Annotated in this window: 18 protein-coding genes; 11 read left to right on the top strand and 7 right to left on the bottom strand. The window is 65.3% G+C overall.

What is annotated here, in order from left to right:
• Nucleotides 1–65 precede the first annotated feature (65 nt).
• Both FMM79_RS17375 and FMM79_RS17370 read left to right on the top strand, forming a co-directional pair.
• On the top strand, nt 66–689 hold the full coding sequence (locus FMM79_RS17375) for a DUF4136 domain-containing protein (protein ID WP_371710955.1): 624 nt from the start codon (nt 66–68) through the stop codon (nt 687–689).
• Between the two features lie 169 nt (nt 690–858).
• A complete protein-coding gene (locus FMM79_RS17370) occupies nt 859–1035 on the top strand; it encodes a hypothetical protein (protein WP_240339285.1) in 177 nt (58 codons plus the stop codon).
• Nucleotides 1036–1226: 191 nt separating this feature from the next.
• On the opposite strand, the gene dut is transcribed toward FMM79_RS17370, so the two are convergent.
• From dut to FMM79_RS17340, 6 genes are read right to left on the bottom strand one after another with little or no spacing between them, the layout of a single operon-like run.
• Nucleotides 1227–1697, bottom strand: a complete 471-nt coding sequence (dut, locus tag FMM79_RS17365; protein WP_148628691.1) for a dUTP diphosphatase — start codon at nt 1695–1697, stop codon at nt 1227–1229.
• A complete protein-coding gene (locus FMM79_RS17360) occupies nt 1681–3321 on the bottom strand; it encodes a phosphopantothenate--cysteine ligase family flavoprotein (protein WP_148628690.1) in 1641 nt (546 codons plus the stop codon). The genes dut and FMM79_RS17360 overlap by 17 nt, the downstream gene beginning before the upstream one ends.
• A gap of 29 nt (nt 3322–3350) precedes the next feature.
• Complete coding sequence (locus FMM79_RS17355; RefSeq protein WP_148628689.1) at nt 3351–3584, bottom strand: hypothetical protein; 234 nt, start codon at nt 3582–3584, stop codon at nt 3351–3353.
• Nucleotides 3551–5119, bottom strand: coding sequence for a 2-polyprenylphenol 6-hydroxylase (ubiB, locus tag FMM79_RS17350; protein WP_205466715.1), 1569 nt, complete (start codon nt 5117–5119; stop codon nt 3551–3553). Before ubiB ends, FMM79_RS17355 begins: the two co-directional genes overlap by 34 nt.
• A gap of 10 nt (nt 5120–5129) precedes the next feature.
• Nucleotides 5130–5861 (bottom strand): class I SAM-dependent methyltransferase, encoded by a 732-nt coding sequence (locus tag FMM79_RS17345; RefSeq protein ID WP_148628688.1) that lies wholly within the window; start codon nt 5859–5861, stop codon nt 5130–5132.
• 11 nt (nt 5862–5872) lie between these two features.
• Nucleotides 5873–6832, bottom strand: coding sequence for a DMT family transporter (locus FMM79_RS17340; protein ID WP_240339284.1), 960 nt, complete (start codon nt 6830–6832; stop codon nt 5873–5875).
• A 157-nt stretch (nt 6833–6989) separates the two neighbouring features.
• On the opposite strand from FMM79_RS17340, the gene mutM reads away from it, so the two are divergent.
• The 6 genes from mutM to FMM79_RS17310 all read left to right on the top strand — a co-directional run bounded on the left by mutM (nt 6990) and on the right by FMM79_RS17310 (nt 12491).
• The gene (mutM, locus tag FMM79_RS17335; RefSeq protein WP_148628687.1) at nt 6990–7802 is read left to right on the top strand and encodes a bifunctional DNA-formamidopyrimidine glycosylase/DNA-(apurinic or apyrimidinic site) lyase; all 813 of its coding nucleotides are present in this window, start codon (nt 6990–6992) and stop codon (nt 7800–7802) included.
• Between the two features lie 138 nt (nt 7803–7940).
• Complete coding sequence (gene rpsT / locus FMM79_RS17330; protein ID WP_148628686.1) at nt 7941–8201, top strand: 30S ribosomal protein S20; 261 nt, start codon at nt 7941–7943, stop codon at nt 8199–8201.
• 554 nt (nt 8202–8755) lie between these two features.
• On the top strand, nt 8756–10195 hold the full coding sequence (gene dnaA, locus FMM79_RS17325; protein ID WP_148628685.1) for a chromosomal replication initiator protein DnaA: 1440 nt from the start codon (nt 8756–8758) through the stop codon (nt 10193–10195).
• A gap of 199 nt (nt 10196–10394) precedes the next feature.
• Entirely contained in the window at nt 10395–11246 is an 852-nt protein-coding gene (locus FMM79_RS17320; RefSeq protein ID WP_148628684.1) for a GGDEF domain-containing protein, read from the top strand.
• A gap of 64 nt (nt 11247–11310) precedes the next feature.
• Nucleotides 11311–11727, top strand: a complete 417-nt coding sequence (locus FMM79_RS17315) for a DUF983 domain-containing protein (protein ID WP_148628683.1) — start codon at nt 11311–11313, stop codon at nt 11725–11727.
• Nucleotides 11724–12491, top strand: coding sequence for a HesA/MoeB/ThiF family protein (locus FMM79_RS17310; protein ID WP_205466713.1), 768 nt, complete (start codon nt 11724–11726; stop codon nt 12489–12491). Before FMM79_RS17315 ends, FMM79_RS17310 begins: the two co-directional genes overlap by 4 nt.
• 129 nt (nt 12492–12620) lie before the next feature.
• Here FMM79_RS17310 and FMM79_RS17305 read toward each other — a convergent pair whose 3' ends face one another.
• Nucleotides 12621–13352, bottom strand: a complete 732-nt coding sequence (locus FMM79_RS17305; RefSeq protein ID WP_148628682.1) for an NAD-dependent deacylase — start codon at nt 13350–13352, stop codon at nt 12621–12623.
• A 36-nt stretch (nt 13353–13388) separates the two neighbouring features.
• Between FMM79_RS17305 and dapB the strand changes: the two genes are divergently transcribed.
• From dapB to nth, 3 genes are read left to right on the top strand one after another with little or no spacing between them, the layout of a single operon-like run.
• Nucleotides 13389–14117 (top strand): 4-hydroxy-tetrahydrodipicolinate reductase, encoded by a 729-nt coding sequence (dapB, locus tag FMM79_RS17300; RefSeq protein ID WP_148628681.1) that lies wholly within the window; start codon nt 13389–13391, stop codon nt 14115–14117.
• A 14-nt stretch (nt 14118–14131) separates the two neighbouring features.
• Nucleotides 14132–14641, top strand: coding sequence for a potassium channel family protein (locus FMM79_RS17295; RefSeq protein ID WP_205466711.1), 510 nt, complete (start codon nt 14132–14134; stop codon nt 14639–14641).
• Entirely contained in the window at nt 14638–15318 is a 681-nt protein-coding gene (gene nth / locus FMM79_RS17290; protein ID WP_148628680.1) for an endonuclease III, read from the top strand. Before FMM79_RS17295 ends, nth begins: the two co-directional genes overlap by 4 nt.
• The last annotated feature ends 77 nt before the right edge of the window (nt 15319–15395 follow it).

Below are 15395 nucleotides of genomic sequence, written 5' to 3'. Positions count from 1 at the left end.
GAGTGAATAGGATGACCCAGAATTACGGCCAACCGGGACGCACCCCGCTCGCCGCGCACCTGCGCATGGCGCTGGCCGCGCTTATGCTCGTGGCGGTCAGCGCCTGCGCCACGCCTTTCAAGGCGGACGTCTCGCGCTTCCAGTCGCAGCTTCCCGCACCGGCAGGACAGACCTTCGCGGTCGTCGCCGACGACGAGAAGCTCGAAGGCGGCCTCGAATTCGCACAGTACGCAGGGCTCGTTGCCAAGCAGATGGCCGAGCTCGGCTACACGCCGACGCGCGATCGCGCGAACGCGGACATGATCGTGCGCTTCGACTACGGCATCGACACCGGCCGTGAACGCGTGCGCTCGCGCATGTCCCCCTACTACGACCCCTGGTATGGCTATGGCCGTTTCGGTGGCTACGGCCGCTTCGGGGGCTTCTACGGTGGTCCGTGGCGCTATGGTTTCTACGATCCCTACTTCGATGGCGGCGTGAATTCGTATACCGTGTTCACCAGCGGCATCGAAGTGAAGATCGACCGTGCCGCCGATGGCCAGCGCCTCTTCGAAGGCAAGGCCCAGGCGCTCTCCACCTCGAACAGCCTGCAATATCTGGTCCCCAATCTCGTCGAAGCGATGTTTACCGATTTTCCCGGGAACTCGGGCGAGACCGTCCGCATTACAGTGGCACCTGAAGACAAGTAACCTTGGATCTTCCACGATATTGACGGGCTCCCTACTGGGAGGCACCGAGGGGCGGGTCCGTCGCAAGGCGGGCTCGCCCTAAGTTTTTGGGCCCTTACTTCGGCCCTCTTCCCATCTCAGACTGGTCCGGACACGCCGCTTGGGAGAACCCGCGAGGATGAACACCTTCATGGCGATCATGTCCCAACTCTTCTGGGGCGTCACCGTGGGCGCGCTGGAAGCGGCCTTCGCGACCGTCGCGCGCGGCGCCTTTGCGGTGTTCGGGCTCGGCGGCGCAGGCTGGTGGATGGTGAAGCGTCGGCGTGAGCGGCAGGAAGGCCGCAGCAACGCCAAAAACGAAGACTGAGGGCAACCAGGCCCGATGACGCCTTCGGGAAATTCATCAGCGATATCACCCAGCCTACCGCCGCATACGCTAGCGAGGAAATGCAGAAGCGCTGGGGCCGGCGCGGATGCGTGCTTGGTCTAATCGGCCATGGAGCGGGCATTGCCGTCCTCGCCTGGTGGCTCACCCGCTAGGACGAACCCTGGCCGGTCTCAGTTGCCGAGCGCAGCCACTCCGCCGGTCGAGCCGAAGCCGCCCTCGCCGCGTATGGTCTCATCCAGTTCCTCGACCTCGAGCCAGCTTGCCTGGGTGACGGGCGCGAGCACGAGCTGCGCAATACGGTCACCCCGCACGATCGAAAAGTCCTCCTCCCCGTGGTTGATGAGGATGATCCTAAGTTCGCCGCGATAGTCCGAATCGATGGTGCCGGGCGTGTTCGGCACGGTGATCGCGTGCTTGAGTGCGAGCCCTGAACGCGGACGCACCTGGATTTCGAAGCCTTCCGGGATCGCCATGGCAAGCCCGGTTGCGACCGCATGGCGCCCGCCAGGTGCAATCGTCACGTCCTCGGCCGAGACCACGTCCATCCCGGACGCCCCCGCGGTCGCGTAGACCGGAAGCGGCAGCCCCTTGCCGTGGGGCAGGACCTTGAGCGGCACGGGAACATTAGCTGGCGAATGCATCTATCATCCTTTCAACGAGGAGGTGGGCGACCTCCTCCTTGGGCATTTCGGGAAGCGAGATCACGTCCTCGCCGCGCACGATGTGGACCGCGTTGGCGTCACCGCCCATGACATCGCCCGAAACGTCGTTGGCGATGATCCAGTCCGCGCCCTTACGCTTGCGCTTGTCGGTGGCGTACTTGATCACGTCGTTGGTCTCGGCGGCAAAGCCGATGAGGAGCGGCGGACGGTCCGGGCGTGAAGCCACAGTCGCCAGGATGTCCGGGTTTTCGGTCAGGAGCAAGGCGGGCGGGGCGGACCCGCGCTTCTTGAGCTTCTGGCCCGCGACGCTCACCGGGCGCCAGTCGGCCACGGCCGCAACCATCACACCGATGTCGGCGGGCAGCGCCTGCTTGACCGCCTCGGCCATGTCGAGCGCGCTTTCCACGTCGATCCGGTCGACGCCGGGCGGTGTGGGCAGATAGACCGGCCCGGCCACCAGCGTGACCCGCGCACCGGCCCGTGCGGCGGCAGCCGCGATGGCAAAGCCCTGCTTGCCCGAGGACCGGTTGGCGATGTAGCGGACCGGATCGATCGGCTCCCACGTGGGGCCCGCGGTCACCAGCACGTGGCGCCCCGAAAGCGGCCCCTCGCCCTGAATGAAGGGAGTCATATCGTACCCCCCACCGGCCAGCATAGTGGGATGGGCATAGGGCTCCTCGCCCGCAAGCGGCTGGGCGCGCATGAAGTCCCCATGCGCGGAGGTCAGGTGGTTCATCGCCTCGGGGTCGGTCGGCGGAGCGGCGCGGGCAGCGCCCTTCTTGGCCATGAGCGGTGAATTCGCGAGATCGGCAGGCACCACATCAGACGTACTCTCGCCAGCGCCAAGGTCCACCGCCTTCTTGGCCTTGCCCGCACCACCGCGCAGGATCATCCCGCCCGACAGGCCGCCAAGACCCATGCCGCCCTCGTCCTGTTCCTCCGGCTCTGGGTCATCGAACTCGGGCTGCCAGGCATGGCCGTCGTCGCCCGTCGCGGGAGGCAGGCCGGGGTAGCTCTGATCATAGGACATTTCGCCCGGAAGCGGGGCCACCTCGACCGGGCCAAGGCCCAGCCCCCAGGCAATGCGCTGCCAGATCGCGACCGGGTCGGGCAGACGGCCAGGGCCGTATTCACCACAGGCCATGGTGCCCTCGTCGGGCTCCATCACGTCCACGCCCGCATCGCGCAGGACCTGCACGTTGCGTGCGGTCGCCGAATGCTGCCACATGCGCACGTTCATCGCCGGAACCGCCATCACCGGCGCATCGGTGGCAAGCAGCATCGTGGTGGCCAGATCGTCGGCAATGCCCGAGGCCATCTTGGCGAGAAGATTGGCGGTCGCCGGACAGATGACGATGAGGTCGGCCGCGCGGCTCAGCTCGATATGCCCCATCTCGACCTCATCCTTGAGATCGAAGAGCGAGGTGTAGACCGGGTTTCCCGACAGCGCGGCCAGCGCCATGGGCGTGACGAACTGCGCGCCGCCCTCGGTCAGGACGCAGGTCACCTCGCCGCCTTCCTTGCGGATGTGGCGGACAAGCTCGCAGGCCTTATAGGCCGCGATGCCGCCGCCGATAACCAGAAGAATACGCGGTCCGTTCATGGTTCTGGCTTCTGCAACAGCACTCATCATCACGCAATCGGTTTGGAGGAAAAGAACGCAAGTACGCTGCCGCCCGTGGCGCGGGCCAGGCCGCTGCCGGGCGCGCTACGGCCTTCGGACAAGCGCCCTGTCGAATGCAAGGTTCCGACAAGGCCGCGCGGGACAGGCAAGTCCTCCTGCTCCACAGCAAAGCGCAGCGCGAACTCCCACAGGCCCCAGGCCCTGCGCGTTACAGCATCAAGTTCCAGTGCGTTACCGCCCATACGGCCATGCCCCCCGCAATTGCGGCGAGAATATAACCACCAAGGTGGTTATTATCGGGTTTACGCTTGCGCTCCCAGAGCAGATCGATCTCGGGAAGAGGAGCCTGTTCGGGCGCGCCGCCCTTGGGGGGGAAGCGCTCCTCGATCCGGCGCACCAGCGCGGGCAGGCGCGCGACTGTCGCCAGGTCCTCGCGCAGGCGGTCGGCGATGACGGCCTCCGGCCCCAGTTCGTCGCGGATCCAATCCTTCACGAAGGGCGCGGCCACGTCCCACATGTTGATCTGCGGGTCAAGCGCGGTCGCCAGCCCCTCGACCATGACCATGGTCTTCTGCAGCAGCAGCAGGTGCGGCTGCACCGCCATGTCAAAGTCACGGGTGATGGCAAAGAGCCCGTCGAGCATCTGCCCGACCGAAAGCTCGGACACCGGCTTGCCACGCATGGGCTCGCCCACCGCGCGCAGCGCCGTCGCGAAGTCCTCGACCGAATGGTAGCTCGGCACGTACTGCGCCTCGAAGTGAATTTCGGCGACGCGCTTGTAGTTGCCAGTGGTCAGGCCATAGAGGATCTCGGCCAGCCACAGCCGCGCCTGGCGGTTGATGCGCCCCATGATGCCAAAATCGATGGCCACGATCGTGGCGTCCTCGGGCGTGCCCTGCACGAACAAGTTGCCCTGGTGCATGTCGGCGTGGAAGAAACCGGCCGAGATCGCCTGCTTGAGGAAAGTGAGCACCAGCCGGTGGGCAAGTTCGGGCAGGTCGTAACCCGCCGCCTTCATCGCCACCAGGTTGCTCATCTTGATGCCGTCGATCCACTCCAGCGTCAGGACCTGGCCGTTGGTACGCTCCCAGTCGATGGAGGGGATGCGGTAGCCCTCGACCGCCTTCATCCCGTCGGCGAGCTCCGAGGCCGAGGCGGCCTCGCGTCTGAGGTCGAGTTCGCGCACGGTCCAGCGCTTGAGATTGGCGATCACCGCACGCGGGCGCAAGCGCGCGGCCTCGCCCCCGAAAGCTTCCAGGTGCGCGGCGGCCCACTCGTAGGTCTCGACATCGCGGTTGAACTGCTCGCGAATGCCAGGACGCAGAACCTTGACTGCCACCTTGCGCCCATCGAGCGTGGTCGCGGCGTGGACCTGCGCGATCGAGGCCGCGCCGATGGGCTGCTCCTCGAAGGTCGCGAAGACCTCTTCCAGGGGGCGCTCGAAGCTTTCCTCGACACGCTTGCGAATGAGCGCGAAGTCAACCGGCGGCAGGCTGTCCTGCAAGGTCAGCAGATTGCGCGCGGGTCCCTCGCCGACAAGGTCGGGCCGCGTCGCAAGCGCCTGGCCCAGCTTGATCGCGGCCGGGCCGATCGAACCGAAGGCGCCGGCGTAGTCGGGCTCGTCCCCCTGCTTGGCACCAAAGCGTGCGACGCGACACAGGCGCTTGACCGGTGCGGGCGCGTTGCGATCGTTCTCGATCCCGCGCAGCGCGCCATGGCGAGCGAGGACCCGGCCCCATTTCAGGAGCCTGCGAATATGCGTCAGTCGGGAGGTCACGATGCCTGTCTCAGACCTTCCAGCCCGAGTGGATCGCGACAAGACCGCCCAGAATCGGCTCGACCCTGGTGTGCTTGAAACCGGCCGCGCGGATCATCCCCTCGAACTCGGGCATGGGCGGGAAGCGGCGGATCGATTCGATGAGGTAGCGGTAGGAGTCCGCATCGCCCGCGATCATCTTGCCCAGCTTGGGGACCAGCTTGTGCGAGTAGGCGTCATAGACTTCCTTGAAGCCGGGCCATTCGGTGGTCGAAAATTCGAGGCAGAAGAAGCGCCCGCCATACTTGAGCACGCGGTGCGCCTCGAGCAGCGCCTTGTCGATGTGGGTGACGTTGCGGATGCCAAAAGCGATGGTGTAGGCGTCGAAGTGGCGATCCGGGAACGTCAGCTCCTCGGCGTTCTGGCGCGACCACACCAGCGTATCGATGCCGCGTTCCATCGCGCGTTCGATGCCGACATCGAGCATGTCCTGGTTGATGTCGGAGACGGTGACGACGGCGCCCTTGGCCTCCATGCGGAAGGCGATGTCGCCCGTGCCGCCCGCCATGTCGAGGATCTGCTCGCCCGCGCGGGGTTTTACCCGGCGCACGAAGTCGTCCTTCCACACCCGGTGCATGCCGGCCGACATGGCATCGTTCATGATGTCGTACTTGCGCGCGACGTTCGAGAAGATGGCACCGACCTTGCCGGCCTTCTCCTCGGCAGCGACCTCTTCGTACCCGAAGGAAACCGTTTCACTCATGACTCAGTCCTCTAGCCCCGTGGTGCGCGGAGCGCCACTGGTGATTTTGCACCTGCACGCAAGGCCCATGCACCCAGCACGATGCCCACGAGGATGAGACCCATGCCGATGCCATGGAAGAGCGCGATATCCTCGCCCAGCAGCAGCGCGGACAGCAGTGCACCGAAGAGCGGCATCAGCGTGATGCCTTGCCCCGCGCGCGCCGGGCCCAGCTGCATGGTCGCGGCGATGTAGATGAAATAGGCGAGTACCGAGGGAAACAGCCCGACGTAGACGAAAGCTCCTACCACCGGCCAGGACCAGGCGACGGCAAGCCCGCGAGATGCCTCGAAGGCGGCGAGCGGGGCCAGCGCGATGGCGCCCAGAAGGAAGGTCAGGAATACGAAGACCGGCGCATCGACCGCGGGCTTCTTGCGCAGGAGCACCGTGTAGAAAGCCCAGCACACCACTCCGCACAGGATCAACGCGTCGCCCAGCCCTCCGATAGCGAGCGCCTCCACCGCTGCCCAATCGCCGCGAAAGACGATGAAGAGTACGCCCAGCGTCGACACCGCCACGCCTGCGACCTGCAAAGCCGCCGGGCGCGCCCGGAAAAGCAGAAAGTCGAACAATAGCACGCAGGTCGGCACCGCAGCCTGGAGCAGCAGAGCGTTCGTCGCGCTGGTGTAGTGGAGCCCGGAGTAGACGAAGGAATTGAAGCAGACGACGCCCAGGAAGCCGAGCAGCACCAACCACCCTGCCCGCGCCCGGACCTGCGGCCACTGCGCACGCAGCTTGGGGAGCGCCAGCGGGGCCACGAACAGGACCGCGATCACCCAGCGCCCGAATGCCAGCGTGAAAGGCGGAATATCCTCGCGCACCGCACGCCCGACAATGGAATTGCCTGCCCAGAACAGCATGACAAGGCCCAGCATCAGGAAGGGACGCAGCGCGGAGGGAGACGAGGGCAGGGATGGGGAAGAATCGGCCATGGCGGGGGACTTACCTTGCCCGCACCGCTCTGGCGACGGCAAAGCGCCGGCCTCTTGGAAGAGCCTCTAGGAGATGCCCCTTACAAATTTGCAAGAGATAGCCCTCGCCTTCGCACCTCTCGCATCCTTCGCCAATCGTACCTACACAGGCAGAACCATGCCTGAACTCCCTGAAGTCGAAACGACCGTGCGCGGCCTTGCCCGCTTTCTCAATGGCGAGCGGATTGCCCGCGTTGCCGTAAACCGCCCGGACCTGCGCCGCCCCTTCCCGCCCGATCTCGTCCAGACGCTGACCGGCACGCGCGTGACCGGCATGGGACGACGCGCCAAGTACGGCCTTGTCCATACCGACCGCGAGGTCACCCTGGTCTTTCACCTGGGCATGTCAGGCCGCTGGAGGATCGAGCCCGAGCGCCCCGAGAAGCACGACCACCTCGTCCTCACCACAAGTGCCGGCCACACGCTCGCCCTCAACGACGCACGCCGCTTCGGCTCGGTCGATCTCGTGCCCAGCGCGGGTCTCGAAAGCTGGGGGCCGTTTGCGAAGATGGGTCCCGAGCCGCTTGGCCCAGACCTCACGCCCACCCATCTCAAGGCGGCGTTCCGGGATCGAATCGCGCCGGTGAAACTGCTCCTCCTCGATCAGGGGATCGTCGCGGGGCTCGGTAACATCTACGTGTGCGAAGCGCTGTTCCGTTCTGGCATCCGGCCCGACAAGGCGGCGGGCAAAGTCACCCTCCCCGCGCTCAAACGACTCGTCCCCGCGATTCGCGACGTGCTCACCGAATCGATCGCAGCGGGCGGCTCGACAATCCGCGACTACGCCCAGCCCACAGGAGAACTGGGCTATTTTGCGACTTCCTGGCAGGTCTATGGACGCGAAGGCGAAGCTTGCCTATGTGGCGGGCCGGTCCTGCGCTTCGTGCAGGGCGGGCGCAGCACCTTCTGGTGCCGGAAATGCCAGAAGTGAGCCATTCCCGACACGCGCTGTATCTTGACGAAATCGGGTCCCACCGCTATGGGGCGCGCTTTCCGGCGAATCCGTTCGCCAAATTTTCGAGATTCGACCAGGCAAGGGGCCGCGAGGCGGCCAGACAGAGGAACGTTAATGGCCAATACGCCGCAAGCCCGTAAGCGCATCCGTCGCAATGAGCGTCGTGCACTCATCAACACCAACCGCATGAGCCGCATCCGCACCTTCGTGAAGAAGGTCGAGAGCGCGATTGCCGGTGGTGACAAGTCCGCCGCTTCGGCCGCGCTCAAGGAAGCCCAGCCCGAGCTCGCCCGTGGCGTTGCCCGCGGTGTGCTCCACAAGAACACCGCAGCGCGCAAGATGTCGCGTCTGACGAAGCGCGTTTCGGCGCTCTGATCCTTTCCTGATTCGCCCGGAACGGACCTCCGATCCGGGCCGAAATCAGTACGAAAGTGGAACAAGGCCGGGGAGGCGATCCCCGGCCTTGTTGCGTTCCGAGCAGGTGTTTCCATCTCGTTTGACGAAAGCCTAGGAAACACCGCGATTCGCCGCAGCGAAATCTGCAAACCCTTGGAAATACGTCACAAAACACCTTTGTTACGGCGTTTCCCGCAGACTTACGTGAGTCAACTGCCTTAAATTTTTTTATTTTGGGATGGCCGTCTTGCCTGTGGGCCAAAGCCCTCCCTAAAAGGACTTCCGGCCGTTGCGGAACTGGCCGGGCAAATCGCGATAGAGTGGAACGAGCGGCTGCAAAAGAGCTTTTGCAGCGCGGGGAGGTTTTGTCCCCAGCGCGGTCCTCTTTCGTCGCATTTGCCGCATTCGCATTCAGTGTTTTTCAGGTGTGCCACGTTGGTTTTGGCAGCGAACCAGGGGAGTTCGGTAAGGTGTCAGTATCGTCAACGGGTCAGGGCGCAGGCAGCGCAAGCAAGAAGGTCAAGGCAGTCAAAGTGACAACGGAAGAGGAGCGTGAAGCGGTGAACCTCGCAGCGGACTGGGCTGACATCAGCCAGGGCCTGCGCAAGGACCTTGGCCACCAGGCGCACAGCCAGTGGATCAAGCCGATTCAGCCGGGCAACTATTGCAAGGAAACCGGCACGCTCGATCTCTATCTCCCCACCGAATTTTCGGCCAACTGGGTAAACGATCGCTTTGCCGACCGCCTCTCGCTGGCCTGGAAGATCGCCCGTCCCGACGTGCGCCACGTGCGCATCCTGGTGCAGCCCGGCCGTCGCCAACTCCCCGAGCTACGCCTTGGCAGCAGCGGCCGCCCCAGCCGCGCGCCCGCGAATGATTCGGCACACGCTGCTGGCGCCCCCCTCTCCGCCGCTCTCTCGGGCGAAGCCTTCACTGCACTGGGCCAGGGCCCGGCCGGCATCGACGCGTCGCAGACCTTTTCCTCGTTCGTGACCGGCGAGAGCAACGTCCTCGCCTGCAACGCTGCGCAGCGCATGGCCGCGACCGAAACCCCGCAGTTCTCGCCGCTTTACCTCAAGGCCTCGACCGGCCAGGGCAAGACGCACCTGCTGCACGCGATCGGCCACGCCTACCTCACGAATCACCCGCACGCCCGGATCTTCTATTGCTCGGCCGAACGCTTCATGGTCGAGTTCGTACAGGCGCTGCGCCAGAACCAGATGATCGAGTTCAAGGCCCGCCTGCGCGGCTTCGACCTCCTTCTGGTCGACGATATCCAGTTCATCATCGGCAAGGCCTCGGCCCAGGAAGAGCTGCTCTACACGATCGATGCGCTGCTCCAGGAAGGCAAACGCCTGGTCTTCGCCGCCGACCGTGCGCCCCAGGCGCTCGACGGCGTCGAGCCGCGCCTTCTCTCACGCCTCTCGATGGGCCTCGTCGCGGACATCCAGCCCGCCGATATCGAACTGCGCCGCGCGATCCTGGAGAACCGCCTGCAGCGTTTCGCTTCGATCGACGTCCCCACCGACGTCGTGGAATTCCTTGCACGCACCATCAACCGTAACGTGCGTGAACTGGTCGGCGGTCTCAACAAGCTGATTGCCTACGCCCAGCTCACCGGCCAGCAGGTCTCGCTGCAGCTGGCCGAGGAACAGCTCACCGACATCCTTTCGGCCAACCGCCGCCGCATCACGATCGACGAGATCCAGCGCACGGTCTGCCAGTTCTACCGCATCGACCGCACCGAGATGAGCTCGAAGCGCCGCGCCCGCGCCGTGGTGCGGCCGCGCCAGGTCGCGATGTACCTCGCCAAGGTGCTGACCCCGCGTTCGTACCCCGAGATCGGCCGCAAGTTCGGTGGCCGCGACCACTCGACGGTGATTCACGCGGTGCGCCTCATCGAGGAACTCCGCACGCGCGATGCCGACATGGATGGCGACGTACGCAGCCTGCTGCGCCAGCTCGAAAGCTGATCTGCGCGACCAGAGCGGCAACACGTCAGATTACACAAAGGGGCGCTCGGGCAACCGGGCGCCCCTTTTGCATGTGCGCAGAAACACCGTGGTCGCGCAAAACAACGTTAACCCGTGTACACCCTTGGCGAAAATATTTGAGTTAAACCTACAAAAGAGATTCAATACACAGACACGAAGAGCCGCAGGAGCCCCCATCATGCGCTTTTACAACGCCACGACTTTCCTGTTCCGCCGCCATTACGAATGGCGCATCCTCTTCATCTGTTTTTTCGCCGTCCATGTCCCGCTTCTGGCAACACTCGCCTTTCAGGCGTTCTGGGGCGGCTGGTCGGTGCCGACACTCGTCGTTGTTCTGGCTGCAACATTGGCTGGCACGATCTTCGGAGTCCTGGCAATCCATGGCCTGCTCTCCCCAATCCGCAAGGCCACCAACCTCTTGCGCGCGATCCAGGCAGGGGAACAGCCCGGCGGCATCCCCACCGGCAGCGACGATCTGGTGGGCCGCCTGCTGGACGGGGTCATCGTCGCAGCGCAGGAATCCTCGACCCGCCTGGCCAGGCTGGAGACGCTGAGCGAGCACGATCCGCTGACCGGTCTCCTCAACCGCCGGGGGTTCAAGAAGGCCGCCGAGCGCGCCCTGTCCCGCCAGGGCAACGCCGTCTTCGCCCTGATCGACCTCGACCACTTCAAGCTCGTCAACGACCGCTTCGGCCACGATGCCGGCGACACGCTGCTGCGCAACCTGGCCCAGGCGCTCGAAGCGGATCTGCGCCGAAGCGACGTGTGCTGCCGCTGGGGCGGCGAGGAATTCGCCCTGCTCTTTCCCGACACGCTGGTCGACGAGGCCCGACTCGTGATGGAGCGCCTGCGCGCCTCTATCGCGCTCGATACCGCGCTCCTCGACGAGGCCTGGCCGGTTACTTTGTCCTGCGGACTTGCCCCTTTGCGCTCGGTCGCGGAACTGGAGGAGGCCAGCCGACGCGCCGACACCGCGCTCTACGAGGCGAAGGAGGCCGGCCGCAACCGCGTGCGCATCGCCCGCTCCTGAGCCCCCCTGCCCCCGCCCGCATCCGCGCTTGATAGAGTCCCCCCGCCTGCTCTAGGGCATGGCCATGCGCGCAGCTCACGAGATCGCCCTTCCCGCCACCTTCCCCGAGGCTGCCTTGCGCGCCGGGCGCGGGCGTTGCCCCCGCTGCGGGGAGGCCCGCCTCTTTCGCAAGTGGCTGAAGCCCAACGATAGTTGTGCCGCCTGCCGGGTCGACCTCACGCACCAGCGCGCGGACGATTTCCCCGCCTACATCGCGATGATTGTGACCGGGCACCTGATGGCCCCGATCGTCATCGCGCTGTCCAAGGACTTCGCGCTGGAACCGCTCGCGATCTTCCTCATCGTCATTCCGCTCGCACTGGCGATGATGCTCGGCATGCTCCAGCCGGTGAAAGGCGCAGTGATCGCGGCGCAGTGGTGGTTCGGCCTGCACGGGTTCGTGCGCGAGAGGCCGCTTGCCAGCGAGGGCGATGCCCCATGAGCTTGGCGCCCGAACGCCTCGCGCGCTTTGCGCGCCATATCGTGCTGCCCGAAATCGGCGGAGCGGGCCAGGCGGCGCTCGCCAATTCCCACGTGGTCCTGATCGGCTGCGGCGGCATTGGCAGTCCAGTCCTGCAGTACCTTGCCGCAGCCGGTATAGGACGCCTCACGCTGGTCGACGACGACGTCGTGGACGTCAGCAACCTCCAGCGCCAGACGATTTTCACGCCGTCGGATGTCGGCACGCCCAAGGCGGAAGCGGCGGCCGAATGGGTGCGGCGGTTTGATCTTGGTCTGGAAGTGACGGCCGTGGTCGAACGGCTGGGCGGAGACAACGCGGACCGGATTCTTCCCGACGCGGATCTGGTATTGGACGGGTGTGACAATTTCGCGACTCGCCTCGCGGTGTCAGATGCCTGTGTTGCGCGTGCCATACCACTGACAAGCGCGGCGATCGGACGCTTCCAGGGGCAGGTCGCAAACTTCGCCGGGCATCGCGAGGATCAGCCCTGTTACCGCTGCTTCGTGGGCGATGCCTTCGATGCGCAGGACTGCGACACCTGCGCCGCCGACGGCGTCCTGGGCGCGATGGTGGGCATGGTCGGCACCTTCGCGGCCATGCACGCAATCCGCGTCCTGGTCGACGGCCACGCGGCCTTTGGCGATCCCAGGTACGGATCGCTTACCCTCATTGACGGGATGAACCCGGGGATGCGCTCGATCCGCATTGCCAAGGACCCCGCCTGCTCGGCATGCGGGGCCTAGAAGACGAAGATTCTTCAAGGGGTCATCGCCCCTTGCCTCCAAAATCGGCGACCTCGCCTTACTCGACCCAGGCTGCGCACGGAAGGTAAGCCAGCCAAGTTAGGGAGCGCGAGGGCGATGGCCCTCGCATCAGTCCTGATTTTGGAGCATCTCCTCCACCCAGACCGGGACCGTCTGGGTCGCCGGCCCATGGCGCGCCTCGTCGAACCAGTCGGTCCCCTGCGAGGGTTCGAGGTTCAGCTCCAGCGTATGCGCGCCCATGTCCGCGGCCGTGCGTACGAAGCCCGCCGCAGGGTACACCGCGCCCGAGGTGCCGATTGAGACGAAGAGGTCCGCGTCTTCAAGCGCCGCGAAAATTTCATCCATGCGGTAAGGCATCTCTCCGAACCACACGATATCGGGCCGCAGCGCCGCCGCGCCGCAGGACGGGCACGGCGGGCTGTCGATCAGGCTTGCCGTCCAGCGCGTCCGACCATCGCAGGCCGTGCACCAGGCCGAGAAATGCTGGCCGTGCATATGGATCACCTCCACCCCATCCGCAACGTCCAGCGCTCGGTCGTGGAGATCATCGACGTTCTGCGTGACGAGCATAACCGAACCTCCGGTTCGGGCGGGCCATTCACGCTGCAGGCGGGCCAGTGCGTGGTGCGCCGCATTGGGCTCGACCTGCAGCACCTGCTCCCGGCGCATGTCATAGAAACGAAAGACCAGATCCGGGTCGCGCGCGAAGGCCTCAGGCGTGGCGACGTCTTCGACGCGGTGGTTCTCCCAGAGCCCTCCTGCATCACGGAAGGTACCAATGCCCGATTCGGCGGATACGCCGGCGCCGGTCAGGATGACGATGTTGCGAACTTGTTCCATTCCGCCCATGAGACCAGCCTTGAATGGAGACGGCAAGTGGTACGAATCGGAATTATCGGCAGTAACGGACGCATGGGACAGGCCATTGCGCAGGCGATCGCGGACGCTGGGCTCGACCTTGCGGGCGGCGTGGACCGCGATGGAGACGTCGCTGGCCTTGCCGCAAAGGCCGACGTGCTGATCGACTTCTCAAGCCCAGCCGCGCTGGAGGGAAACCTTGACGCGGCCGTGGCGGCCAAGGTGTCGATGGTGATCGGCACGACGGGTCTTGAAGAACGCCACCACTGGCTGATCGACGAGGCCGCTGCCGAGATCGCAGTGCTCCAGACCGGCAATACGTCACTCGGTGTCACACTCCTTGCCCACCTCGTGCGCGAGGCTGCCGCGCGCCTCGGCAGCGACTGGGACATCGAGATCGTCGAAACCCACCACCGCATGAAGGTCGACGCACCCTCGGGCACCGCCCTCCTTCTGGGCGAGGCTGCCGCCAAGGGGCGCGACGTCACGCTCGGTGACGTGTCCGACCGGGGGCGCGACGGCATCACCGGTACGCGCGAGGAAGGCCACATCGGATTTGCCGCACTGCGCGGCGGCACGGTCGCAGGTGATCATACCGTTCACTTCCTCGCCGACAACGAGCGCCTGGCGCTCTCGCACATGGCCGAGAACCGGGGAATCTTTGCCAAGGGCGCGGTCAAGGCCGCGCAGTGGGTTCGCGAGAAGGACGCAGGCCGCTACACTATGCCCGAGGTACTTGGGCTCTAAGGAGCAAGTCAGGCTTGCGTCGCTACGTTCACGACCAGCTGTTCATCCATTCCGAGGCCGCGCAATTGCGCCGTGGCCTTTCGTGGATGAACCGGCTGCTCCGGCTTGCCGCCCTCATCAAGTTCAGTCACTTCTCGATCGCGCTGCGCGAATTGATGCATGCGCTTGCCGACCGCCGCTACGAACTGCTCGTGACGCTGGCGCTGGGCGGCGGACTGCTTCTCCTGGGCGCCACCGCGCTCTATTGGGCCGAACGCGAGGTTCAGCCCGAGGCCTTCGGCTCAATCCCGCGCGCACTCTACTGGGCGGTCATCACCCTGACGGCGGTGGGCTACGGCGATGTCTCTCCGGTCACGCCGCTCGGCAAGATCCTCGCCTCGCTCGTCGCAATGAGCGGCATCGGCCTCGTCGCGATGCCGACCGGCATTATGGCGGCAGCCTTCAGTGACGCAATGCAGCGCCGCCGCGCGCTCAACGCCCCCACCCTCGCCCGCCGCGAGGATGACGAAATGGACCCGACGTGAAAAAAGACGATATCTTCGAATTCTTCCGCCGCCTAGCCGAGCTCAACCCCGATCCGGTGACCGAGTTGGAATTCGGCAATGTCTACCAGCTCCTCGTCGCGGTGACCCTGTCGGCGCAGTCGACCGACGTTGGCGTCAACAAGGCCACGCGCCGCCTCTTTCAGGAGGTAAAGACCCCCGCCGAGATGGTCGCGCTGGGGGAAGAGGGGCTGAAGGAGCACATCAAAACCATCGGCCTGTTCAATTCCAAGGCGAAGAACGTGATCGCGCTCTCGCAGATGCTGGTCGAAAGGCATGGCGGCGAGGTACCCGCCGACCGCGATGCGCTGGTCGAACTGCCTGGCGTCGGTCGCAAGACCGCCAATGTCGTTCTCAACTGCGCCTTCGGGGCCGAGACCTTCGCAGTCGACACCCATATCTTCCGCGTCGCCAACCGCACCGGCATGGCCAAGGGTAAGACTCCGCTTGCCGTGGAAAAGGGGCTGGAGAAGAAGGTGCCCCACCCTTTTCGGGTCGGCTCGCACCACTGGATGATCCTGCACGGGCGCTACATCTGCAAGGCGCGCACGCCCGAATGCTGGCGCTGCCCCGTCGTGGACCTGTGCGGCTTCAAGTCGAAGGTGCTGGAGAAAGGCGCCAAGCCCGTGCTTGCCAGGAAGCCCGCCGCACGCAAGTAAGCCGTGCGCAAGCCTGCCCCCAATGCCTGAACCACAGCTCGGGTCGCGTCTGGTCAAGGCAACCCCCAAGCGTCTAG

Source organism: Novosphingobium sp. BW1 (assembly GCF_008107685.1).
Taxonomy (GTDB): Bacteria; Pseudomonadota; Alphaproteobacteria; order Sphingomonadales; family Sphingomonadaceae; genus Novosphingobium.
Note: the sequence above shows the minus strand (reverse complement) of the source record. Positions and strands in the feature narration are given on the sequence as shown.